At 39.2% G+C, this 22,943-nt stretch carries 21 protein-coding genes, 1 tRNA gene and 1 other annotated feature; of the genes, 2 read left to right on the plus strand and 20 right to left on the minus strand.

Annotation, left to right across the window (positions count from 1 at the left end; genetic code table 11):
• Window positions 1-37 precede the first annotated feature (37 nt).
• The 14 genes from tig to AC1MGI_RS19890 form a co-directional block, all read right to left on the minus strand.
• Window positions 38-1,333, minus strand: a complete 1,296-nt coding sequence (gene tig, locus AC1MGI_RS19825) for a trigger factor (RefSeq protein ID WP_480347253.1) — start codon at window positions 1,331-1,333, stop codon at window positions 38-40.
• A 180-nt stretch (window positions 1,334-1,513) separates the two neighbouring features.
• Entirely contained in the window at window positions 1,514-2,548 is a 1,035-nt protein-coding gene (locus tag AC1MGI_RS19830) for a tetratricopeptide repeat protein (RefSeq protein ID WP_480347255.1), read from the minus strand.
• Between the two features lie 252 nt (window positions 2,549-2,800).
• A complete protein-coding gene (gene leuD, locus AC1MGI_RS19835; protein ID WP_480347256.1) occupies window positions 2,801-3,400 on the minus strand; it encodes a 3-isopropylmalate dehydratase small subunit in 600 nt (199 codons plus the stop codon).
• A 15-nt stretch (window positions 3,401-3,415) separates the two neighbouring features.
• Complete coding sequence (leuC, locus tag AC1MGI_RS19840) at window positions 3,416-4,831, minus strand: 3-isopropylmalate dehydratase large subunit (RefSeq protein ID WP_480347258.1); 1,416 nt, start codon at window positions 4,829-4,831, stop codon at window positions 3,416-3,418.
• 346 nt (window positions 4,832-5,177) lie between these two features.
• Entirely contained in the window at window positions 5,178-6,266 is a 1,089-nt protein-coding gene (gene leuB, locus AC1MGI_RS19845) for a 3-isopropylmalate dehydrogenase (protein ID WP_480347259.1), read from the minus strand.
• Window positions 6,267-6,349: 83 nt separating this feature from the next.
• Window positions 6,350-7,882 carry a 2-isopropylmalate synthase gene (locus AC1MGI_RS19850; RefSeq protein WP_480347260.1) on the minus strand — a complete coding sequence of 511 codons (1,533 nt, stop codon included), beginning with the start codon at window positions 7,880-7,882 and terminating at the stop codon, window positions 6,350-6,352.
• The gene (gene ilvC / locus AC1MGI_RS19855) at window positions 7,869-8,900 is read right to left on the minus strand and encodes a ketol-acid reductoisomerase (RefSeq protein WP_480349886.1); all 1,032 of its coding nucleotides are present in this window, start codon (window positions 8,898-8,900) and stop codon (window positions 7,869-7,871) included. The genes AC1MGI_RS19850 and ilvC overlap by 14 nt, the downstream gene beginning before the upstream one ends.
• A 157-nt stretch (window positions 8,901-9,057) precedes the next feature.
• Window positions 9,058-9,576, minus strand: coding sequence for an acetolactate synthase small subunit (gene ilvN / locus AC1MGI_RS19860; protein WP_480347263.1), 519 nt, complete (start codon window positions 9,574-9,576; stop codon window positions 9,058-9,060).
• Window positions 9,573-11,291 (minus strand): acetolactate synthase large subunit, encoded by a 1,719-nt coding sequence (ilvB, locus tag AC1MGI_RS19865; protein ID WP_480347265.1) that lies wholly within the window; start codon window positions 11,289-11,291, stop codon window positions 9,573-9,575. Before ilvB ends, ilvN begins: the two co-directional genes overlap by 4 nt.
• A gap of 114 nt (window positions 11,292-11,405) precedes the next feature.
• Window positions 11,406-11,662: a binding site (T-box leader), on the minus strand.
• A gap of 302 nt (window positions 11,663-11,964) precedes the next feature.
• Complete coding sequence (locus AC1MGI_RS19870) at window positions 11,965-13,239, minus strand: FtsW/RodA/SpoVE family cell cycle protein (protein WP_480347266.1); 1,275 nt, start codon at window positions 13,237-13,239, stop codon at window positions 11,965-11,967.
• Window positions 13,240-13,243: 4 nt separating this feature from the next.
• The gene (locus tag AC1MGI_RS19875) at window positions 13,244-13,651 is read right to left on the minus strand and encodes a PadR family transcriptional regulator (protein WP_480347268.1); all 408 of its coding nucleotides are present in this window, start codon (window positions 13,649-13,651) and stop codon (window positions 13,244-13,246) included.
• On the minus strand, window positions 13,636-14,184 hold the full coding sequence (locus AC1MGI_RS19880) for a sigma-70 family RNA polymerase sigma factor (protein ID WP_480347270.1): 549 nt from the start codon (window positions 14,182-14,184) through the stop codon (window positions 13,636-13,638). Before AC1MGI_RS19880 ends, AC1MGI_RS19875 begins: the two co-directional genes overlap by 16 nt.
• 229 nt (window positions 14,185-14,413) lie before the next feature.
• Window positions 14,414-14,698 carry a DUF4183 domain-containing protein gene (locus AC1MGI_RS19885; RefSeq protein WP_480347272.1) on the minus strand — a complete coding sequence of 95 codons (285 nt, stop codon included), beginning with the start codon at window positions 14,696-14,698 and terminating at the stop codon, window positions 14,414-14,416.
• 88 nt (window positions 14,699-14,786) lie between these two features.
• Complete coding sequence (locus tag AC1MGI_RS19890; protein ID WP_480347273.1) at window positions 14,787-15,257, minus strand: DUF4183 domain-containing protein; 471 nt, start codon at window positions 15,255-15,257, stop codon at window positions 14,787-14,789.
• A gap of 563 nt (window positions 15,258-15,820) precedes the next feature.
• On the opposite strand from AC1MGI_RS19890, the gene AC1MGI_RS19895 reads away from it, so the two are divergent.
• Both AC1MGI_RS19895 and AC1MGI_RS19900 read left to right on the plus strand, forming a co-directional pair.
• Window positions 15,821-17,041, plus strand: coding sequence for a DUF7852 domain-containing protein (locus AC1MGI_RS19895; RefSeq protein WP_480347275.1), 1,221 nt, complete (start codon window positions 15,821-15,823; stop codon window positions 17,039-17,041).
• Window positions 17,042-17,276: 235 nt separating this feature from the next.
• Window positions 17,277-18,038, plus strand: a complete 762-nt coding sequence (locus AC1MGI_RS19900; protein WP_480347277.1) for a CsxC family protein — start codon at window positions 17,277-17,279, stop codon at window positions 18,036-18,038.
• A gap of 229 nt (window positions 18,039-18,267) precedes the next feature.
• Here the strand turns inward: AC1MGI_RS19900 and AC1MGI_RS19905 are convergent.
• The 6 genes from AC1MGI_RS19905 to AC1MGI_RS19930 form a co-directional block, all read right to left on the minus strand.
• A tRNA-Arg gene (locus AC1MGI_RS19905) sits at window positions 18,268-18,341 on the minus strand.
• 221 nt (window positions 18,342-18,562) lie between these two features.
• Window positions 18,563-19,075: a metallophosphoesterase gene (locus tag AC1MGI_RS19910; RefSeq protein WP_480349888.1), complete on the minus strand. Its 513-nt coding sequence runs from the start codon at window positions 19,073-19,075 to the stop codon at window positions 18,563-18,565.
• On the minus strand, window positions 19,075-19,686 hold the full coding sequence (locus tag AC1MGI_RS19915) for an XTP/dITP diphosphatase (protein ID WP_480347278.1): 612 nt from the start codon (window positions 19,684-19,686) through the stop codon (window positions 19,075-19,077). Before AC1MGI_RS19915 ends, AC1MGI_RS19910 begins: the two co-directional genes overlap by 1 nt.
• A 210-nt stretch (window positions 19,687-19,896) precedes the next feature.
• Window positions 19,897-20,967, minus strand: a complete 1,071-nt coding sequence (locus AC1MGI_RS19920) for a GerMN domain-containing protein (RefSeq protein ID WP_480347281.1) — start codon at window positions 20,965-20,967, stop codon at window positions 19,897-19,899.
• A 168-nt stretch (window positions 20,968-21,135) separates the two neighbouring features.
• Window positions 21,136-21,933, minus strand: a complete 798-nt coding sequence (gene racE, locus AC1MGI_RS19925; RefSeq protein WP_480347283.1) for a glutamate racemase — start codon at window positions 21,931-21,933, stop codon at window positions 21,136-21,138.
• Between the two features lie 16 nt (window positions 21,934-21,949).
• Complete coding sequence (locus AC1MGI_RS19930) at window positions 21,950-22,387, minus strand: MarR family winged helix-turn-helix transcriptional regulator (RefSeq protein WP_480347285.1); 438 nt, start codon at window positions 22,385-22,387, stop codon at window positions 21,950-21,952.
• Window positions 22,388-22,943 lie beyond the last annotated feature (556 nt).

The raw sequence follows: 22,943 nt of genomic DNA on the forward strand, positions 1-22,943 counted from the left end.
AAATTTAAATACTTAGCCTAAGAAACACTGGCTTTTATTATTCAGCAGCAGCGACTGTTTTGCTGTTTGCAACAAGGAAGTCGATTGCTTTGTTAATTTTAAGATCGCCTTTAAGACCTTCTAGGCTACCAAGTGCTTTTTTGATATTCTCTACATCCATTTTGTACATTTCAGCCATTTTTTCAATCTCAGCATTCACATCTTCTTCTGTTACTTCGATGTTTTCAGCTTTAACGATTGCATCAAGAGTTAGGCTTACACGAACTTGGTTTTTCGCTTCTTCTAACATTTGTCCTTTAAGAGCTTCTTCATCTTGTCCTGAGAACTGGAAGTATAACTCCATGTTCAAGCCTTGAGATTGAAGACGTTGTTCGAAGTCTTTCATCATGCGATCTACTTCGTTATTTACCATAACTTCTGGAATATCAACTTCCACGTTTGCAGACGCTTTTTCGATCACTGCGTCACGAATTGCGTTTTCTGCTTGGTGTTTTTTGTCATGCTCAAGGTTTTTCTTTGTTTTTTCTTTCAATTCAGCAAGTGTTTCAACTTCATCATCGACATCTTTAGCGAATTCGTCATCTAATTGAGGAAGTTCTTTTGTTTTGATTTCGTGTAATTTCACTTTGAATACAGCAGGTTTACCTGCAAGCTCAGCAGCATGGTATTCTTCAGGGAAAGATACTTCGACATCTTTTTCAGCTCCTGTTTCAAGACCAACTAATTGCTCTTCGAAACCAGGAATGAAACTATTAGATCCAAGCTCTAATGTATAGTTTTCAGATGCTCCGCCTTCAAATAATTCACCATCAACGGATCCTTCGAAGTCGATCACAACTGTGTCACCATCAGCTGCTTGTCCTTCTTCTTTTACTACTAGCTCAGCTTGACGTTCTTGAAGAGCTTTGATTTCGTTATCAACATCTTCGTCTGTTACTTCAGCGTTGAATGCTTCTACTTCAAGACCTTTGTATTCACCTAATTTAACTTCAGGTGCAACTGTTACACTCGCTTTGAAAATAAGGTTTTGGCCTTTTTCCATTTGTTCAATGTCAATTTCAGGACGATCAACAGGGTTGATTCCTGCTTCTTCAACTGCATTTGCATATGCATCTGGAAGAATGATATCAAGTGCATCTTGGTAAAGAGATTCTACACCGAATCTTTTTTCGAACATTTGACGAGGCATTTTTCCTTTACGGAAGCCTGGTACGTTTACTTGTTTTACAACTTTTTTGAACGCAGCGTCTAAACCTTCATTAACAGTAGCAACTTCTACTTCAACAGTTAATACGCCTTGATTACCTTCTTGTTTTTCCCATTTTACAGACATGTGTTTCCCTCCAAAAATCTATATACTAAAATGAATAAGCAATGGATGAATCTGCTATGCTATTCCTAACAAGCATCACCATACCCTGATTAAGCTAGGGCTCTGTTCGTTTCATAACAAAACGAGACATTACAACCCCTACATTATAACACAGGTTCCCTTCGTTTCAACAGCAATACATTAAATATTCCCATAAGAAAATTCTTCAATTGTATTAATTTGTAGGATTATTTCGTGCACAGAATCCGGACTTACTCCATATTGAACGGCTCTTTTATTGACGGTATTATCACCGGTTTGATACATCTCTGCCATAGTATGATAGGCGCAAGCCCAAATTGGAAAGGTGCTCGCATCCGGTGCAATTGGATACATGATAAATTGCTGCCTTTCTATGAGAGATGTAGCCATAGCCAATAATGATGGATTCTCTTGTTCTAATTGTCTTTCTACGAGGGATGTAACCGTTTTGAAAAAATCCGTATCTTTCATAGGTGGTATTTCTGTTGGAATGATGTCAATCTCTTTTTTGAGCTTTGTTACCCGTATTTTTTTATCATATTCCTGTTCTTGTAGAATGTGGAGTAATAGCGTCTTCAAAAAAGGATGTGCCGCAACGTCTAGCAGAAATTTCTGAACAGATGGCATAAAAACACGAATATTCGCTTCTGACAATCGACTGATATTCCTAAAAATTTCTTCGTCGGATTTTCCAACAAACCATTCGTCATCATAAAACTCTGCTTCCGTTCGTTTCTCTTCTTCGATTTCAGCAGACATATCTTCATTCTCTTCTAAAACTCTAGTACTAAACGCAAGCATATTTTTAAAGTGGTCAATTTTATCATGGGGTACTTGATTATCATCTAACAAAGCCTCGATTGTTATCACCATTTCTTCATGCTCGTTAAGTTGGAGTAAAACCATTAAATAGATACTGACGATCTGAAAATAGTCGCCAATTCCTTTATGTAGCACTTCTTTACACAAATCCCGTGCTTCTAGATAGCGTCCCATTTCGACAAAAGAAACGATTAAACCGACATTAACATCGGGATTCTCAGGATCTAGCTCTCTTGCTTGGCTGTACAATTCCGCCGCACGTTTGAACTCTCTTTTTTCGATATGTTCTATGCCCTTTTCCACAAGCCGACTGCCCAATTTAGGAAACGGAATAACATTTCCTTCTTGCTTTTGTTTCTTTTTTCCACCCATTGTATAACTCCGCCTGTCAATATATTTTCTAGCAAATAGTTTAGCATTGTTTTTATCACAATACAAAAATTAACTAAAAATTCATTAGCAAAAGAGGATGAATCATAGGAAACATCCATGAGCGTCTGCTCTAAAACTAAAACGATGAAAAAGGATCAGACTTCACTACAACTATACCGTTCAAAATAAGTGTTTGTAACACTCCATTGTAGGTATTTGTGCGAGTCTGATCCAATCGGCCATGCTAGGCAATTATTTCGTAGACATAACGTCTATTGTTTTTTCATATTTAGAAATTTGCTCGTCATATTGCAGGGTGATTGAGATCTCATCCCACCCATTCACTAGCATCTCTTTCCAATATGGGTGAATGTCAAAATCTGCAGCAAAATCAGCTGATCCGTAAACCTTTTGATTAGGTAAATCGATTGTGAATTCAACATCGGTATTTTTGGCTTCCTTCATTAAATAGGAAACTTCATCTGCAGAAAGAGCAATTGGCAGAATCCCGTTTTTCAAGCAGTTATTTTTAAAAATATCAGCAAATGAAGGCGCAATGACGATTTGAAAACCGAAATCTTGCAACGACCACGGTGCATGCTCCCTTGAAGATCCGCAGCCGAAGTTCTCACCTGCCACTAGAATGGAAGCACCCGCGGCTTCAGGCTGGTTTAACTCAAAGTCTTCGCGAAGCTCACCATTTTCATTATATCGCCAGTTGTAAAATAAAAATTCTCCAAAACCTGTCCGTTCAATTCGTTTTAAAAATTGCTTCGGAATAATCTGATCTGTGTCCACATTGTTCCGGTCTAAAACTGCCGGTTTTCCTCGGTATACCGTAATTGGTTCCATATTGCACCTCCTAAATTAATGTAATTGATGCATTGATGAGTTTTCTAAATTTCTGATATCAACAAACTTTCCATAAAGCGCCGCCGCCGCCGCCATTTCCGGGCTGACTAAATGCGTTCGTGCGCCAGCACCTTGACGACCTTCGAAGTTTCGATTGGACGTTGAGGCACAATGCTCTCCTGCTGGAACTGCATCTGGATTCATTCCTAAACACATGCTACAGCCCGAGTCCCTCCAATCAAAACCGGCTGACTTAAATACTTCATCAAGCCCTTCTTCCTCGGCTTGTTTCTTGACCTTTTGCGAACCAGGGACAACCATTGCCCGGACTCCCTTATGCACTTGTTTCCCCGAGATAACGTCTGCTGCTTTTCGCAAATCTTCAATACGTGAATTCGTACAAGATCCAATGAATACATGTTGGACCGGAATATCGGTAATCTGCATTCCTTCCGTTAACCCCATATATTCGAGAGCAAGTTGCAATTCTTTTTCCCCAACCGTATTACTAGAGCCAACAGGGATATTCTCATCCACAGCACTTGCCATGCCAGGATTTGTTCCCCAGCTAACCATTGGCGAGATTTGCTCTGCAGCAATGGTGATTTCCCTGTCATAGACTGCATCTTCATCACTAGCTAAGAGTTTCCACTTTTCAACATTCTCTTCAAACTCTTCGCCTGTTGGAACAAACTTTCTGCCTTGTAAGTAGGAGAATGTTGTTTCATCCGGGCTGACTAACCCAGCACGTGCGCCGCCTTCAATCGACATATTGCAAACAGTCATTCGTTCTTCCATCGACATATTTCGGAATACCTCTCCGCAATATTCAACAATATATCCATTCCCAAAATTCACGCCATACTTGGCAATTATGTATAAAATCACATCTTTTGCCGTTACACCAAATTTTAGTTTTCCGTTTACTTCAAGTTTTAACGTCTTCGGTTTTGTTTGCCATAATGTCTGAGTTGCAAAAACATGCTCCACTTCACTTGTTCCAATCCCAAAGGCAATCGATCCGAATGCGCCATGAGTTGACGTGTGGCTATCTCCACAAACAATGGTCATTCCTGGCTGTGTTAATCCCATTTCAGGACCGATAACATGAACAATCCCTTGATCCGGACTGTTCAAATCTGCAAGCTCAATTCCAAAATCACGGCAGTTTGTTTCAAGCGCCGTCAACTGTTTCAGAGCAACTTCATCTTCAATAAAATAACGATTGATTGTTGGAACGTTATGATCCATCGTCGCAAACGTCCGGTCAGGTCGTCTTACTTTCCTACCTTTCAACCTTAAACCCTCAAATGCTTGCGGTGAAGTGACTTCATGAATATAATGCAGATCAATATATAATAAGTCCGGTTTATTTTCCTCTTGATGAACGATATGTTGCTCCCAAATTTTTTCAATAATTGATTTCCCCACGCTTGCTCACCTCACAAAGTTTTTAATGTTTAGCTGTTATAATTTATGAAGAATAAGGATGGACCAGCGCTTAACTTAAACAGCTAACTAACATGATCTTTTAAAGTTAAGCTGGACAATGTGTAAAAACCTAAAAATGTGACAATCACTCCATCACTTAATTGGAGCTGGTTTTATGACTTTTATACATTCTTCCTTCATAAAATGATGCCGTTATTGCACCATTTATGTGACTTTTTTAAAATAGCTCAAAAAAGACTCTTCCTTCACCAAAAATGGCTGAAAGAAGGCTTAATTGAGCCGTCTTCTTTGTGAATCACATTTACTCATTAACATCCATCTTGCTTTAGATTGCTACTTCATTTAAAAGAGCAGCTTTGATTTCAGCAATCATTTCTTCAGTTGACAAGTTCTCTGTATTATTCCCAGCGATATCAATTGTTCTGAATCCTGAATCGAGTACAGAGTGAACAGCCTTTTCAACCGCTTCTGCTTCTTTCTCCATTCCAAACGACAACCTAAGCATAGATGCTGCTGAAAGAATCGTTGCAAGCGGATTTGCTACGTTTTTGCCAGCAATATCTGGCGCTGAACCATGGATTGGTTCGAATAAACTAGGTCCATCTACTGAAATTGATGCAGAGGAAAGCATTCCAAGTGATCCTGTTAGAACCGATGCTTCATCACTTAAAATATCCCCAAACATATTTTCTGTGACCACAACATCGAATTGTCTAGGATTGCGAATCAATTGCATCGCGGCATTATCCACAAGCATATGCTCTAATGTTACATCAGGATAATTCTTTGCCACTTCCTCTGCCGTTTCACGCCATAGTCTACTTGATTCAAGCACATTCGCTTTATCGACAGACGTGACTTTTTTCTGTCTTTGGCTTGCGATTTCAAAAGAAAGTTCAATGATTCTTCTCATTTCTTCTTTCTGGTAAAACAACGTATCAACGACTGCTTCCTTACCTTCAAAAACCGTACGTTCACTTGGTTTCCCGAAGTATAAACCTCCAGTTAACTCCCGTACAATAATAAAGTCCACGTCCTCAATAATTTCTTGCTTTAGCGGAGAGGCTTCTGACAAACTAGAAAAATAGCTGATTGGCCTCAGATTGGCATAAAGATTTAAATCTTTCCGGATTTTCAGCAACCCGCGTTCTGGACGTAAATGAGGGGGCCCTTTATCCCACTTTGGCCCACCAACTGCACCAAGAAGAATTGCATCACTTGATTTGCACAATTCAACGGTTTCATCAGGGAGTGGTAAACCTGTTGCATCAATGGCTTCCCCACCAATTTGGCCATATTCAAAGGTGAATTCATGCTCGAATCGTTCTGCAACAGCTTCGAGTATTTCAATTGCACCTCCCGTCACTTCTTTTCCGATACCATCCCCAGGCAACACTGCAATTTTCCTTTTCATCCTTCTCTCTCCTTTCTAGAGGATGTTCAAAAAATTAGATAAAGTATGTTTTTATCCTCTTTTTTGAACATAACTTCTCGCTGTTATTGTAGAACGGTATCTTTTTCACTCAAATAGATGATGCGATTTACTGCATTTAGATACGCTCTTGCAGATGCTTCTAACACATCCTGATGTAGGCCGCGCCCACTTGTTTCCATCCCACGATAACGGATTTTCACATACACTTGTGCTAATGCGTCACGACCGGCTCCTACGGATTGGATACGGTAGTCAAGCAGATTCACTTTATTGTCTAGACATCGTTCGAGCGTATTGTAAAGGGCTTCAATGCTTCCGGCACCTGTAGCTGCTTCTTGTATAAGATCTGTATTTCCATTTTTCAATGTAACAGTCGCCGTCGGGATTTGGTTCGTTCCATACGTAACCTGTAAGGAATCTAATTCAAAGAATCGATCATCCTTCGAAATTTTCTCTTCAAGAACAAGCGCTACAAGATCCTCATCTGTCATTTCTTTTTTCTTATCCGCTAATGCTTTGAATTGAACAAACAGACGGTTCATTTCTTCATCCGTTACGTACAATTTCAATTCATCCAGCCTATTTTTGAAAGCATGACGTCCCGAATGTTTTCCTAGCACTAGCACATCTGTAGACACACCGACTAGTTCAGGAGAGATAATTTCATAGGTAGATTTTTCTTTTAAATAGCCATCCTGATGAATACCAGATTCATGTGCATACGCGTTTCTTCCGATGATTGCTTTGTTCGGAGGAATGATCATACCTGTCAATTTACTGATCATATCGCTTGTACGTTTAATTTCATTAAGAGTCAGCCTTGTATTTGCTTGATAGTGGTCACTGCGGATATGTAGCGCTACTGCGACTTCTTCAAGCGCTGCATTCCCAGCCCGCTCGCCAATTCCGTTAATGGTACCTTCCACCTGAGTGGCGCCTGCTTCGATAGCAGCCAGTGAGTTGGCTGTAGCCATACCAATATCATCATGACAATGTGTTGATAATTGCACCTTATCAATAGAAGGAACATGATTACGCAGATACGTAAAGATCTCAGCATATTCCTTTGGAGTTGTATAGCCAACCGTATCTGGAATATTAATAATCCTTGCTCCGGCACCAATTACTGCTTCTACGATTTCAGCTAAATAATCAAGCTCTGTACGACTCGCATCCTCTGCCGACCATTGAACAAGCGGAAAGCGGCTAGCAGCATAAGCTACCGTCTGTACCGCACGTTCCACTACTTGTTCTTTTGAAAGCTTCAATTTATATTCACGGTGAATCGGTGAAGTAGCAATAAACGTATGCAATCTTGGCTCCGCACCATCTTTTAACGCTTCCCACGCTGCATCGATATCACTTTGCACCGCTCGCGCAAGCCCGGTTACCGAGCTTGTGCGAATTTTTCTAGCGATTTCTTGAACAGATGCGAAATCGCCTTTTGATGCTGCGGGGAATCCCGCTTCAATAATATCTACGCCTAATCTTTCTAACTGTAAGGCGATTTCTATTTTTTCAGAAAAATTTAGGTTCACACCTGCTGATTGCTCACCATCTCTAAGCGTAGTATCGAAAATATTAATTTTTCGCAACAGTCACCACCTCTTTCTTAGCTTTTTGTTGCTGTTGTACAAAAGGCATCATTGCGCGAAGCTTACGACCAACTACTTCAATTTGGTGTTCGTTTTCACGGTTATTGATTGCTGTGAATACTGGACGATTTGCTTGGTTTTCTAGAATCCAACCTTTAGCAAATTCGCCATCTTGAATATCTTTCAACACTTTTTTCATTTCTGCTTTTACGGTGTCAGTCACAACGCGTGGTCCTGAAACGAAATCTCCCCACTGAGCTGTATCCGAAATACTATAACGCATGTTTTCTAATCCGCCTTCGTACATTAAGTCGATGATTAGTTTCAATTCATGTAAACACTCGAAGTATGCAACTTCTGGTTGATAGCCTGCTTCTGTTAATGTTTCGAATCCAGCTTTTACTAATGACGTTAATCCGCCGCAAAGTACAGCTTGTTCTCCAAATAAATCTGTTTCTGTTTCTTCCTTAAATGTTGTTTCCAAACCACCAGCACGTAATGAACCGATTCCTTGAGCGTAAGCAAGAGCTAATTCTTGTGCTTCGCCAGTCACGTTTTGATAGATGGCAAATAATGCTGGTACACCTGCGCCTTGTTCGTACGTACGTCTTACAAGATGTCCAGGACCTTTTGGAGCAACTAATAGAACATCTACATCTGCTGGAGGAACGATTTGATTAAAATGAATGTTGAATCCGTGTGCGAAAAGTAATGCTTGACCAGCTCTTAGTACTGGTTGGATTTCTTCTTGGTATACTTTTGTTTGCATTTCATCTGGAAGAAGAATCATGATTACGTCAGCTTGATCTGCTGCTTCTTTTACAGAATAAACTTGGAAACCATCTTCTTCTGCTTTGTCCCATGACTTTCCTTTTCTAAGACCAATTACTACTTCAACACCGCTGTCGCGAAGGTTTTGTGAATGAGCGTGTCCTTGAGAACCATACCCGATTACTGCTACCTTTTTATTTGCTAAATACGTTTCGTTTGCGTCACCGTTATAATATACTTTTGTCATTTTTAATACATCTCCCTTTTTCTCATTAGTTGTTTTTTTCTGATTATTCAAGCTGTAATGTCCCTTTAAATATGTAGGGAAAGTAGCCTGTATATCCTTGCTTAATTCTATTTACTATTAGTTAGAAAATCCACCACTGATGGAAATTTCACTTTTATTAGACAATCGTGAAGCTTTTTACAACCGATTGTTTTTGTGTACCGCGCGGAAAGGCTGCTGTGCCGGTTCGCGCAAGTTCTTTTATTCCATAAGGCTTGAGCAATTCAATGAATGCTTCGACCTTATCGGATTCACCTGTAATTTGTATCGTGAGGCTATCTTTGCTAACATCAATGACCGACCCGCGAAATGGTTCAATTAAGGAATAGATCTCCGTACGGGTTTGGCTTGAAGAAAGTACTTTTACAAGAACCAGCTCTCTCGCTACTATGGATTGATTGCTAATATCTGTTACTTTTAAGACATCAATCTGCTTATTTAGCTGTTTGGTCATCTGTTCAATGACGTTCTCATCTTCAACATGAACAACTACGGTTATTCTTGAGACATTTTCTTGTTCAGACTGACCAACAGCGATGCTTTCAATATTATAGTTTCGTTTCGTAAACAAATTCGTAATTCGATTTAACACGCCAGGGCGATTGTTTACAGTTAGGGTTAGAATGCCTTTCTTCATAGCTTCACACCTACCATTTCATGCAGCCCTTTACCCGGCGCCACCATCGGATAGACATTTTCTTCAGGTTCTACGTCAAAGTCAATGAGTACAGGTCCTTTGATCGCAAGTGCTTCTTCAATTTTGGCACTAGCATCTGCTTCATTATCGACTTTGAAAGCTGGAATTCCATAGGCATCTGCTAATTTACTAAAGTCTGGTTGATAATCGAATTTACTGTGAGAAAAGCGTCCTTCATAAAACTCTGACTGCCATTGTCTAACCATACCTAGCGCATGATTGTTCACGATGATGATTTTGACTGGAAGGTTTAATTCAGCCATTACGGCTAATTCCTGACTCGTCATCTGGAATCCACCATCACCAACTACTGCAAAAACAGTTGCCTCAGGTTCTGCAATTTGAGCACCGACTGCTGCTGGTATACAAAACCCCATCGTTCCGAGTCCACCTGAAGTTACCCAAGCATGCGGTTTATTAAAAGGAAAATATTGAGCTGCCCACATTTGATGTTGACCAACATCTGTTACGACAATCGCATTACCATCTGTTTTTTCATGTAAAAGTTCAATGACTCTTTGCGGTTTCAATATATCCGACTCTCTGTTGTATACAAATGGGAATTCTTTCTTCCAGCCTTGCAATGTTTCAATCCACTCTGTAAGTTCTGGCTTCTTGCCGTCTTGGGCTATCAATTGTTCGAGCGCTTCTTTGGCACTTCCAACAACAGGAATCTTCGTCGGTACGTTTTTCCCAATTTCTGCAGGATCAATATCAATATGTGCAACCTTGGCGTTTGGCGCAAAAGTTGCCAAATTTCCAGTTAAGCGATCATCAAAACGGGCACCGATATTAATGAGCAAATCACATGTTGAGATTGCCATATTTGCGGCATAAATACCGTGCATGCCGCCCATTCCGATGAATAATGGATGGTCAGCTGGGAATCCACCAAGTCCTAAAAGTGTATGCACAACTGGAATTCCTTGTTGCTCCGCATATCGCAAAAGTTGTTCGGAGGCTTTTGCATGCAGAATCCCTGCTCCAGCTAAAATCACTGGCTTTTTCGAACTGCTCACTGCTTCTACTAGTTTCCTAATTTGTAAATAATTTGGTTGTGTAGTTGGCTGATAGCCTGGTAAATCCATTTCTGGTTCTTCACCAACTTTACCATCAATCGTTGCTACATCTTTTGGAATATCGATGAGTACAGGACCCGGCCGGCCGCTTGAAGCAATATAGAACGCTTCTTTGATAATGCGCGGGAGGTCTTCCGGTTTCCTTACTTGGTAATTATGCTTTGTGATTGGCGTTGTAATTCCAATCACATCCGCTTCCTGAAATGCATCTGTGCCGATAATGGATGTAGCAACCTGGCCAGTGAAAACGACTAAAGGAATGGAATCAATCATGGCATCTGCTAGACCAGTCACAATATTGGTTGCCCCTGGGCCAGAAGTAGCAATAACTACCCCAGGTTTTCCAGTAATTCGGGCGTACCCTTCCGCCGCATGAATGGAACCTTGTTCATGACGCGGTAGGATGTGTACCATGCCTGATCGATAAATTTCATCGTAAATCGGTAGAACAGCTCCACCCGGATATCCAAAAATGACTTCAACTTGTTCCTTTTTCAGGGCATCAATCAGAAATGCGGCCCCGCTCTTTACTTGTTGCTCCGCTTTACTGGCTGCTACCACTGCTTTTTCTGTCATTTGAAAAGACCTCCTTTACTTCTTTAGTGTTTAATCGTGGTCATGCTTTTACTCCCAAAAGGCTGAAGAACATATAAAAAGCCTCTCACCTCATTAAGCATGCCATTGCATTACTTAAGGGGTGAAAAGGCTATATATCCTATCCACGGTACCACCCTAATTCGCACAAAATACGTGCGCACTCTAAACAGATTTCACTCTGTACTGTATTTTGATAACGGGTGCTGGTTGGCACCCGTTCAGCCTTACTCGTACACTTTCAGGCTGAAACTCAGAGGTGAGTTCACCTTTTGGACATTACCGGCTCCCAGCTACCCGGCTCTCTGTAAATGTCTGCTCAAAAGACTACTTATCCTCATCAATGCTTTAACATGTTGAATTTTATTATTATATTACTCGCTAAAATTTGAGTAGTGACCAGCTATTTAAATTCTTGTAATTTTTAGAAGAATGTAAAAGCTGTTGTATTTGAAACTAATATTACGCTGATATTTAAGGAACGTCAATACCTTTTTCCTAATTATTTGACTATTCGATTTTATTAATTAAGTTGAATCCGCTTACATCATTGCTGTGACTTATTTTCTATATTAATAGAACTTTTGACCTTTTTAAAAAATTCAAGAAACATAAAAACAAGAATTTCTTTTTTGAAGAAAATTCTTGTTTTTACTTATAGATTCTTAGGTTGAACCAAATCTTTTTTACGATACACACTTAATACCAGACCGATAAGCCCCGCATTCAACAGAACCTGCACATTTCCCTGACTTATAAATGGAAGTGATACACTCATGATCGGAAATAGCCCAAATGACATCCCAAGATTAAACAAAACCTGGAAGGCAAAGAGACTTAAGGCGCCGATTACAAGTAACTTTCCGTATCCATCACGGACCGTTTTAACAACGATAAACATTCGCAGGATTAGCAAAAACAACGTGCCTCCTAACACAACTGCAAATGCCCAACCCAGGGTATAAGATAAAGAAATGAAAACAAAATCCGTTGTACTCGCCGGTAATGTCAAACCTGATTCTGGAAGTGGCTGCCCAAACCACCCTGTTCCATCTCGGAGTTCTTTGATTTTTACATAGTGATATCCAGATGAGTCTGCATATTTTTCAGGATGTAGATACGCCAATAAACGCGTTAGTTGATATTCCTTAATTCCAGAGGTAAACCAGGCATATAGCGGTATCGATGCGCCAATCACCAATGAAATTATATAAGACCAAATAACTTTCCTTTTCTTAAAATGACTTCCCCACAACATTACACCTGTGATAATCGTGAACATGCCAAAAACGAAAAGGTTTGGGGTTATTAGAATAAAATAGCTTGTAATTAGATACAAAATCGCGACCAGATACATTTTCATTTTTTTATTTTGGAAAAAGCCTGCCCATCCTAATAAAAAAAGTGGCAGTGTGATTGATATATCCGTTGAAAATGGTCCTAACACGAGAGTAGCACTTCCTTTTACCATATTTCCTGAAATGAGTGCAAATGAAATTATTCCCCAACCAATTATGAACCAGCCAATACCTAATTTTTGCAGTCTTCGATAATCAAAAAACATGAGGAATGCGGCGAAAGCAATCCCAATAAACGTTACTATGAACTTCTGAAGAAAGGCCATCGCCGTATGTTCAGATTCGAACACAAATATTGGCACCATTCCAAGAACAACGATAAACAAAAACAAGCCAATCATTTTCCAATCCACTTTCGGGCGGTGCAAACGATCCATTTTTTGCCCAAGGAGGATTGGACTCCCCATTCTTAAAACGGCCTTTTGTTCAGCTTCTTCATCATTTAATCCTTGTTTCTTTAGCACTTCTATTGATTGTTTCAAATGATTATTCAGTTCTACTTCAACGAGTTTCCTAGCTTCCGTGGAACGAATACTGCGCGATACTTCGGACAAAAACTTTTCTTTATTCATAGAATTATCCACCCATTACGGTTTGAAGAACAAATGAGGCCGATTCTTTTTTTGTCTCCGCTTTGCTCAACAGCTTCCGCCCTTTATCATGCAATTTGTATAACTTTTGCTCGGAAGTTCCCCAATATGCTTGTATGTACTCTTTTTGTTCTAAATCATGTAGTAATGCATACAACAAGCCTTCATGATCAGCGAACTTTATATTCCCTTTCCTCGTCAGAACGTCCATAATTTCAAAGCCGCTTTTTTCACTTTTCAACATTCTAAAAATCGCAAGAATGACTTCCTCTTCACCTGCTCCTTCATTTACAATGGCCTGACGAATATTTTTCTGATGTTTTTCTGAAAAATTCACGTTTGAAAAAACAGTAGTCTTCATCGCTTTTTTCAACTGTTTTAATCGATTTTCCATCCTGTTCCCTCCAAACTGTTCTTTAATATTTGTTTCGCCCTGCGCATCCTTGTTTTAATCGTGCTCTGACTGTTCCCTGTCATTTCTGCCAATTCTTTAATCGTAAGCTCTTGAAAATAATACAAATAAATCACTTCTCTGTACTTCACCGGGAGATTCATGACAGCATCTGCTAATACCTGATCCTCATCATTTTGAATAATATCTTGTTCCACATGATCTACCGCTTGAAAACCAGCATGATTTTCAGCGTCTAATTCGACTTGGCGATAATACCAGCTCTTCAAGTAATCCTTACAATGATTGATCGCAATCCGCCAAAGCCAAGTACGTATTTTCGCCTGTCCCCTGTATCTCGGCAGTGCTTGATAGCATTTCACGAAGATTTCCTGGGTTAAATCTTCTGCCAACGGAAGATTCTTCACATACGAATAAACAAGCTGCAAGATATCTTGTCCATACACCATCATGATTTCATCAAGCAGCGCGTCCTCTTCGCCATTTCGGAGAGCTTCTGCAACTAACTCCTTCACGTATCTCACCCTTTCTTTCTATACCTTAGACGATTTCATATAAAAATTAGTTTTATTTTGCGTGAATTTTTATATGATATTTTTGCAAAAACATCGAATTTTAATCTTAAAGGTCAAATGAAAATTACGAAACGGGAAACCTTAAATGTTTAAAGTTTCCCGTTTCTATTTCCCGCTAAATATTTTCTTTTTTAATAATCTTGTCCAATTTTGAATCCCTGTAGATTGATTACGTTACGACAAATTCAACGACAATTGGAGTTGCTGGATCTAATACATCTCCACCAGGAATCGTGAGCGTTGCAGTAGTAACAGATGAAGTATCTGCAGTCTGAACCATCGCGTTTATATAAAGGGTGTAATACGCAAATGAAGCTGGAAATGCTGTAGCAGCAGCACCTGCGTCAGTTGTAAATTCAGTTGCGTCTATTAAAAATGCCGCTCCTGCACCAGTTCCTGAACCAGCAGTAGCCGTAAATCTTCTACCAGCTATAAAAGGTTTGATTATGGCCATTTTTATTCACCTCCCTTTTCTTTTATACTCTAGTTAATGTGAAAAATTAAAAAAAAGGAAGAGCGCATGACCTAATAAAATCACACATTTATCTTCCTTCTTCTTGAGAGTAAAACTCAACTACTTCTAGAATGATTGAGGAGCCTTCGTAAATAATGTCGCCATTAGGAATAATTGTTAAAGTTTCACCACCGACAAGGTATGAATTCCCCGGCTGTAATATTCCATTAAGGTACAGATTAACGTAACTATTCTGACCTGTTGGAAATCCAGTAGCAGGCATCCCATCATCGTTTGTAAATTGATTCGCAGGAATCGTTTCAGGGGTCTCAATATCTGAGGTTACAATATAAAAATATCTTTCAACACTTGGAATGACGCTTCCTGTACCCGGAGGGCCTGGAGGACCTGCAGGACCGGGTATTCCCTGTGGACCCGGGATTCCTTGTGGTCCATCACACCCACAACAATCCCGACATCGATGACTACGTTCACATGTACAATTCGATCGATTCCCCTTATGTCTGCTATAACTTTTGTGAATAAAAGTATATCCCATCTTTTCACCCCTTTTATTTCAATTTATTCAGATAATCTTTGGGACGATTGGACAAATGGGCATTCTTTCTTATCCAATTGCCCTAATGACATCAAATATCAGAACCGTAAAATTCCAACAGGAGAAGACGCTTCTAGCCACCCCTTACTATTCCGATTTGTTTAAAGATTACGCCCTTTTATCAAGACCACTGAAACACTTAGGCCTTTTGATGAATGATTAAAGTTTTTTATGAAAAAGACGAATCTACTTTCGGTTTTTGAAGGTAGACTCGTCTTTTTTTGCTATATTTCCTTCCATTCGTTTTATCTTTCTTTTTAAATTCTTCATACAAGACTTGTTTTAGTATGCAGACTCTTAAACTGGCGAATTGCATCAAAACTTCTACTCTTCACATATTCACTACATGCGTTCTTTTCCTTCAACATACCGCTTTCAGCTGGCACCAGAAATATACAGATTAGAGGAACAATAGCGGAGAAACAGCATACATAAATAACAGGGGAAAAAATTTCATTTAGGAGTTGAGTATAGTGAAGACTCCATGGGTGAATTCGATAAAGATGCAGGAAATTATATCCAGACAAATAAACATTATTAATTCTTCTAGAGTTCAAATAAAACCTACTTCCACCTCCTGCGGTAAAAGCAAATATTTTACAGACATCAAAATTGATTGTCGACTATCAAATCATATTCCTAGCCTTTGTGTCTCAGATGAAAGCGACGAATTTAATGGAAATTCTCTTCCAGAAACAATTAAGAATTCATTTGACTCACCTGCGTGTATAAGTATTGAGCAACCTTTTGAAATCGAACCGGAAGCTAAAGATAATTCTGTTATGAACATAACCGAACCCACTAATGATCAGCAGAATTTTCAAGCCGACGTTAGCAAGTATTCTCCAACGGAGGTTACATTTGATTCAAACGATCCTTCTGGTTCCAACTTAGCTGATGAAAAACACAAGATTTTTAACAGGGTCGACATCGATGAGGACCTGTACGAGGATGATTCGCTTGTCGTTCCCGTACATGATTCACCCGTTGATAAAACGGAGGAAAAAAGTAATCAATCTAGCACTTCTTTGGATTTTGTAAATATTAGAGTTCCAGTTGTAGTTGGGGAATACAAAATAGATATTTGTTTAGAAGAAGCCGTATTGTTTGAGGAAAATATTATGTGGATTAACGTAATTTCCAATAAAGTTGTCCTATCAAATAGTAAGTTTATACCAACCCAATTTTCTGAACCATTAAAGAACGGGATGTCTAAAGCATTAAAAGGAAATTTATTTATAGAAGGATATATCATCCAAAACATTGAATATACAGCCGCTAATCAGGATCTTGAAACAGATCCACTTTACAAAGACGGAAAAATTTATTTAATGACAAAAAAAAGACCATTCTCCACTATTGTCGAAATTGATAATTTTCTCCATCCACCGGTATTTGGAGCGATTACTCAAAAAACATTTGACTTTTTTGACCCAAATAATAAAGAAGTCCCTCAAACTAACACTAAACTATTCAACAATGTAACGTATTATCCAGAGCAGCCATATTGTCGTTTAATTTTTTCGGAAATTCATGAACATACAAGTTTATCAGACACGGTTCATGAAAACTACAGCCATACTCCTATTGAGTCCGTTCAAGTAAATCCCATACACAAAAAAAAGGAATCAAATGAAAAGCAATTAACCCAGAAAACAGTGTTAGTTACATTCGTGCATTTACTACAAGAACAAAGTGTTCGAGTTAGATACGATAACGCTTAAAGGAAAAGGTTACTATAAGAACTCGCAAGTCCCATGGTTAGCTCCCGAAATAGAGGTATTAATCTAAGCCCAACGGCATTTAAAGCCTGAACACCTTCATCCATTGGAAAAATCAAGGCTATTAAATAAAAGAGGCCAAGCCCCTCCTTCAATTACCCATGCTAAAAATAAAATGCTGAATATAGTAATTTTGTATGGTAGTAAAAACTAGAAAATATTAGGGAGAGATTACTTTATGAGCGATAACCTCAATAATCAACCTTTACAACAAGTTAACCCACCTTGTCCAGTAACTTCGACAGAACAAATTCCATTAAGCGATCAAGCAACACCACTCGTTAGTATAGCAAGTACTCCAACTATTAAAATTCCGGTTGTAGTAGCAGAAAGAACATTACAAATTGTTGTAGAGGCGGATATTTCACTTACGCCAGCAGCGACGGAAATTAAAAGAGTTCATAAGAATGCATTTCTAAGTCAAGTCAAACTTGTGCCTGTTGAATTTGCTCCAATTGCCGGTACTAACTTCTTCAACGTAACAAGAGCTAAATTATTTGTTTCTGGATTCATTCGGAAAAATATTGAATATGCTTCAACCGAATGTAATGGAAATTTGTTTGATCGAATTGCAGATGTTCCGTTTTCCGGGTTCGCAGATCTTACAGCAGCGGACTTTATCATATTCCCAATTCTTGCTGGTTCTTCAGCTAACTCAGCTATGTTTCTAAATGAAGCAAATCAAGTAGCTCCACGTTTGGATAAATATTTCTTCCAGAACCTTGTGAACTATAATGAACAACCTTATGGTGAGTTAGTACGTGCCAACTTCTTTGAACTTGACTTTTCGCCAACTATGGTAGAACCTGAACAAGCGTTTAGCACTTTGCGTGAAAAAATTGTCATGGACCTTACGTTAAAAGTATTACAAATTCAACAAATTCAAGTTACTGGAAACCAAATAATTCCTGGCTCTACAACCGGAACTACTCTTGGTTAATATCTCTTGAACGATAAGTAAGCTTAGCTCTATTTCGATCATACCTCTCACCATCCTAAAAACTAGGTGTTTTTATTATAGAAAAACTTATAATTGACAGACCCATTTATTCGCAAATACCGTTTTTTTGAAATATTGAAAAATAAAACAAAAAAGACTGCTATACATCGGCCACTAAAGATTATTTCTGATCTTTAGAACCTTCATATAACAGCCTTTTTTCATTTAACGTCCCAGGAGAGATTCGAACTCCCGACCGACGCCTTAGAAGGGCGTTGCTCTATCCAGCTGAGCTACTGGGACATAAGATGTAATGACAAGATTTATTATAGTATGTAAGCGTTAGATAGTCAACACTTGTTATTGATTTATTTCAATCATCGTCTGAATAAAGCTGTCTCAAATTGAAAAGATTCGACCCAACAACTACTAAATAGCCTTTATATTACATGATCATGACACAATTTCCGGTACATAGAGTGTGAGATCAGAACCTTTTTGAGACAGCTTCCTTATTCATGATCTCAGGTAAATGTGTAAGTATTCCTTAATTCGTTTACTACATTCCCATAAACATCATAGAATTGGATCGTTGCTTTTTTTTGATTGAGTTCGAGGATGGCATAGGTTTTTTCTTTACGGTTTCTTGGCAGTCGTATGCTTCCTGGGTTAATATATAGTCTTCCGTCAATCATTTCAGAACCGGCGATGTGGGAGTGACCAAAGCAAATGATGTCGGCTTGCTCTTCCTCCGCTTTATAGGAAAGATTCATAACGGTCATTTTCACATTATACAAATGACCATGGGTGACCAGAAAGCGTAAGTCACCGATTGTTTCCACTGTATAATCTGGATAAGCAGGGTCATGATCGCAATTGCCTCTAACAGCTAACAACCCTTCCATAATTGCATCTGCTTTCTCTAACTCAGAATCGCCACAATGGATGAATACATCGACTTCAGCTTGGTGGCGGGCTTTTATTCTTTCAACCTCTGACGTGAGACCATGGCTATCACTCATAATCCCCACTTTCATCATTGAGTCGCTTCCTTTTCAAGAAAAGCATCTAATTTTCCTTCGAGTACATGTAGGGCATTGGCGCGGTGACTGATTTCATTTTTCTCATTGCTTTTGAGCTCAGCCATCGTTTTTCCTTTTTCTTTCACATAAAAAACAGGATCATAGCCAAAACCATTCGTACCCTTTGGTTCGTTTGTGATTCGTCCTTCCACAGAACCAGACACTGTAATTGTTTCTTGATTTGGAGATGCAAGCGCTAGTGCGCAATAAAATCTTGCCGTTCTTTTGTCTTCTGGCACATCCTTTAATTCGTTGAGAACCTTCTCTGTATTAGCCGCATCGCTCTTTGCCTCACCAGCGTAGCGTGCTGAATACACGCCAGGTCTGCCATCAAGCGTATCTACAATCAAGCCCGAATCATCAGCTATCACAAACTGCCCGAGCATTTTACTAATTGCTTCTGCTTTTAAAATTGCGTTTTCTTCAAAGGTAGTCCCTGTTTCCTCGACATCTGGGGCGTCTTCGATATCAAGGAGCGTCTGAACCTGAAATCCTCTTGAATGAAACAAGCTTTCGAACTCTTTTGCTTTTCCTTTATTTTTCGTTGCAATAATGACCGTTTTCATCCTATATCACTCCTGAATCACTGTAAGATTTTTTTACAAAGTGGTTGTTTTTTATGCCTAACTTGTTAATTAGTACTCCAAGTTAAACCATAATTAAAGTCTAACACAATTTCCTCTCTCATAATAATTCTAGCATTTAATGAAATCCCTTATCATCACAAACAAAAAAAGGTCTGCCAAAAGCAGCCCTCACACATTTATATCCTTCTATTAAAAACTGCCCGTATTCACTTTTGCAGGACGGCTTACGGGTTCAGTTAATGCTTTACCAGCTTCATCCACCAAACCGCCTTTTCCTTGTACAAGCACTTCCACGCTTTCAATGTCTTTTTGTTCTGTTAATGAAAGAACCAGTGCATCAAGAGCCTCTTTCGAAATCTTTCTTTCTTTGAAACTGCCTAGAATATTCTCATTGAAATCCAAGGTAACTTTTCCATCTTCAGTTTTCGGTTCGGCAATTAACGCAACATCATCCGTAAAACCTGAAAGCAGACTTGAAGCAAGTCCTGGTCCTTTTACCAGTTCATTGACAGCTGCCGTGATCGTGTCAGTATTCGATTCTTTGACCCTTTTTGTTACAGGAACATAATAGTAGCTACCATCTTCACCACCAATATAATACACAGTAAGCGGCATCGTATTAGAAACATCCGTAACATTAGATAAATCGAAGTTAATACCTACTGAACGATTCAATCCGTCTGAAATCGGTGTTTTGTTAACCGGCATTTCTTTCATTTCTGTGCCATTCAATTTTAATACCACTTTATCAACCGTATCAAATTGAGTTAATGTATAAGTGATGGCTTGGAGAATTTTTAATTCATCTTCTTTTTGATATGTAGCAAATTCCTTGGAAAAATCAGCGGTTGCTACACCTTCTTTAATATCAACACTTACATGTGTATCCGCAGGTATTACTGCTCTAAAGCCGTTTGGAAGCACCTCAGACACAGGTCCGTTGGCGACTAAATATTCAAGCGCTTGCTGAGCAACTGCTGTATTCGAAGGAAGTTCTAGCGTTTGTGGTACGACAAACCCGCTTTTATCAATCAAATACAATTCAGTTTTGATGGTTTTGGTTGCTTCTTCTTTACTGTCAGTCTTTGTTTCTTCCTTACCATTCACTTCTTTTAATCCTGCTTCATCATCTACTAATGTCACTCCTTCTGGCGGATCAATATTTGCTTTTTCTTTTTCACCGAACAGGCCGCAACCACCTAAAAAGAGCGAAGAAGCCAGAACAGTTGTGATAACTGATATTTTTGTTACGTGAGTCATGTTCAATCCCTCCCAGGACAGTTTGTACTACTATTTATACGAGCCATGGGAATTTATAGACCAATTTTTTTCAAAAAAAATAGGAGACGACTCATATGGGTCTGCCTCCTACAATATCAATCGTATTTAAACTGTTACCAATGTGACATGTCCAAATAGTTAGTCTGATCAATCAATTTTCACCGTTTGGACAGTCCCTATCTTTTCACCGATCCAACTATAGGCAATACTTTGGAATATTTCCTTAGATCCAGTCGTGAAAAATTGGTGTTTTGGTGTTTCTTTGCTTACATTCAACAGATTATCATGTTGTAGGATGACGCTCGCTTCACGTGCAGTCTCTTCACCAGATGAAATGACCTTCACATTCCTTCCCATGAACCGGCTAATTTCCGGCCCCAGTAATGGATAATGCGTACAGCCAAGAACGAGCGTATCAATGTTCGTTTTCTTTAAGGGCTGTAGCGTTTCAGCTATCACTTTTCTAGCGATCGGACCATAAAACTCGCCGCTTTCCACGATTGGAACAAACTTCGGACAAGCAAGGCTATCGACCTTCACTCGATTATTAATCATTGCAAGCGCGTGATCATACGCCTTACTCGTAACGGTACCATCAGTACCAATAATGCCGATATGTAAATTTAAGGATACCTTTAATGCCGCACGGGCACCCGGGTAGATCACACCGAGTACCGGAATCGGTAGTTCTGAACTAATTTCTTCGAGAGCTGCGGCTGTAGCTGTGTTGCATGCGATAATCAGCATTTTCATATCGTATTTCAAAAGATAACGCGTCATCTGCCAAGTGAAGGTTTTCACATCTTCCATTGGCCGCGGACCATACGGGCATCTCGCCGTATCCCCCATATATACAATATTCTCATTGGGCAGCTGACGCATAACCTCTTTCGCTACCGTTAAGCCACCGACTCCTGAATCCATTATGCCTATTGGTCGTTTCAATCATCTCGCCTCATTCTTATCGCATTTCTTGATGTAATTTAATTAAATTTTCTTTAAGTGTTATGATTTCTTCACTTGAAAAATTCACTAAAACGTCTTGAAGATACACTTGACGCTTTTTAATTACCTCATCTATTATCCGTTTTCCTTCTTCTAAAAGGTGAATTCTTACCACTCGACGATCTTTCTCATCCTTCACACGTTGGACAAGCTCATTTTTTTCCATGCGGTCAATCAAATCCGTCGTTGTACTGAAAGCCAAATACATCTTAGAGGAAAGCTCCCCTATTGTCATATCGCCTTCTTCTGACAACCACTGAAGAGCAATAAATTGTGGAGGTGTAATTTTATAATTATTTAACATTTCCCGGCCCTTTTGCTTAACCAAACCCGAAACATAACGCAGCTCTTTTTCAATTCTCGCCACATGCGCAACATGTGTTACTTCATCCATTTCTCACAGCTCCCAACCACTTATACAAAACTTTATTGTCTTTATTGTCTATGAAAAACAGGGAAATTTCAAGAACCATTCTTCACATACAAAACAAATATGGTATTAAAACGCCATCATTTACCATTAGTCATCTATTATGAAGCACGCGACACTCGCCTAATCACAATGATGGCGATGCGGAGCCGGTTTTTGAAATACTTTTTTATAAAGTGAAACTTCAATCAATGGGGGTTTTCTTCATCCTTCACTGATTGTTAGTTGAACCAATCGGGCTTTTACGGGCAGTTATCCCCCACCTACGCTCCTTCGATTCCTCTAAGCCTTGAGGTGGGGGTTTTACTGCCCGTTAATGCGGGATAAAGTAAGGATTTTTGTAAAGTAGATTGGCTATTTTAGTAAATCGCGAAACCCCATCCCCATGTCCTTCATACAAAAAAAATTAACAGCAATAACGAGCACCTTCTTGAATGTATTCATTCATTATTGTGCTAGAAATATCGCTGCTAACAGTTTGACAAAATGGTGCTCTTTAAGCTTTTATCAATCAACTCCG

This window comes from Peribacillus sp. BM1 (assembly GCF_056679975.1).

What these genes read in the sequence shown, in the direction of transcription:
- tig (WP_480347253.1), bottom strand. Translation starts at nt 1,333, where the DNA reads ATGTCTGTAAAATGGGAAAAACAAGAAGGTAATCAAGGCGTATTAACT.
- AC1MGI_RS19830 (WP_480347255.1), bottom strand. Translation starts at nt 2,548, where the DNA reads ATGGGTGGAAAAAAGAAACAAAAGCAAGAAGGAAATGTTATTCCGTTT.
- leuD (WP_480347256.1), bottom strand. Translation starts at nt 3,400, where the DNA reads ATGGAACCAATTACGGTATACCGAGGAAAACCGGCAGTTTTAGACCGG.
- leuB (WP_480347259.1), bottom strand. Translation starts at nt 6,266, where the DNA reads ATGAAAAGGAAAATTGCAGTGTTGCCTGGGGATGGTATCGGAAAAGAA.
- ilvC (WP_480349886.1), bottom strand. Translation starts at nt 8,900, where the DNA reads ATGACAAAAGTATATTATAACGGTGACGCAAACGAAACGTATTTAGCA.
- ilvN (WP_480347263.1), bottom strand. Translation starts at nt 9,576, where the DNA reads ATGAAGAAAGGCATTCTAACCCTAACTGTAAACAATCGCCCTGGCGTG.
- ilvB (WP_480347265.1), bottom strand. Translation starts at nt 11,291, where the DNA reads ATGACAGAAAAAGCAGTGGTAGCAGCCAGTAAAGCGGAGCAACAAGTA.
- AC1MGI_RS19870 (WP_480347266.1), bottom strand. Translation starts at nt 13,239, where the DNA reads ATGAATAAAGAAAAGTTTTTGTCCGAAGTATCGCGCAGTATTCGTTCC.
- AC1MGI_RS19875 (WP_480347268.1), bottom strand. Translation starts at nt 13,651, where the DNA reads ATGGAAAATCGATTAAAACAGTTGAAAAAAGCGATGAAGACTACTGTT.
- AC1MGI_RS19885 (WP_480347272.1), bottom strand. Translation starts at nt 14,698, where the DNA reads ATGGCCATAATCAAACCTTTTATAGCTGGTAGAAGATTTACGGCTACT.
- AC1MGI_RS19890 (WP_480347273.1), bottom strand. Translation starts at nt 15,257, where the DNA reads ATGGGATATACTTTTATTCACAAAAGTTATAGCAGACATAAGGGGAAT.
- AC1MGI_RS19895 (WP_480347275.1), top strand. Translation starts at nt 15,821, where the DNA reads ATGCAGGAAATTATATCCAGACAAATAAACATTATTAATTCTTCTAGA.
- AC1MGI_RS19900 (WP_480347277.1), top strand. Translation starts at nt 17,277, where the DNA reads ATGAGCGATAACCTCAATAATCAACCTTTACAACAAGTTAACCCACCT.
- AC1MGI_RS19910 (WP_480349888.1), bottom strand. Translation starts at nt 19,075, where the DNA reads ATGAAAGTGGGGATTATGAGTGATAGCCATGGTCTCACGTCAGAGGTT.
- AC1MGI_RS19915 (WP_480347278.1), bottom strand. Translation starts at nt 19,686, where the DNA reads ATGAAAACGGTCATTATTGCAACGAAAAATAAAGGAAAAGCAAAAGAG.
- AC1MGI_RS19920 (WP_480347281.1), bottom strand. Translation starts at nt 20,967, where the DNA reads ATGACTCACGTAACAAAAATATCAGTTATCACAACTGTTCTGGCTTCT.
- AC1MGI_RS19930 (WP_480347285.1), bottom strand. Translation starts at nt 22,387, where the DNA reads ATGGATGAAGTAACACATGTTGCGCATGTGGCGAGAATTGAAAAAGAG.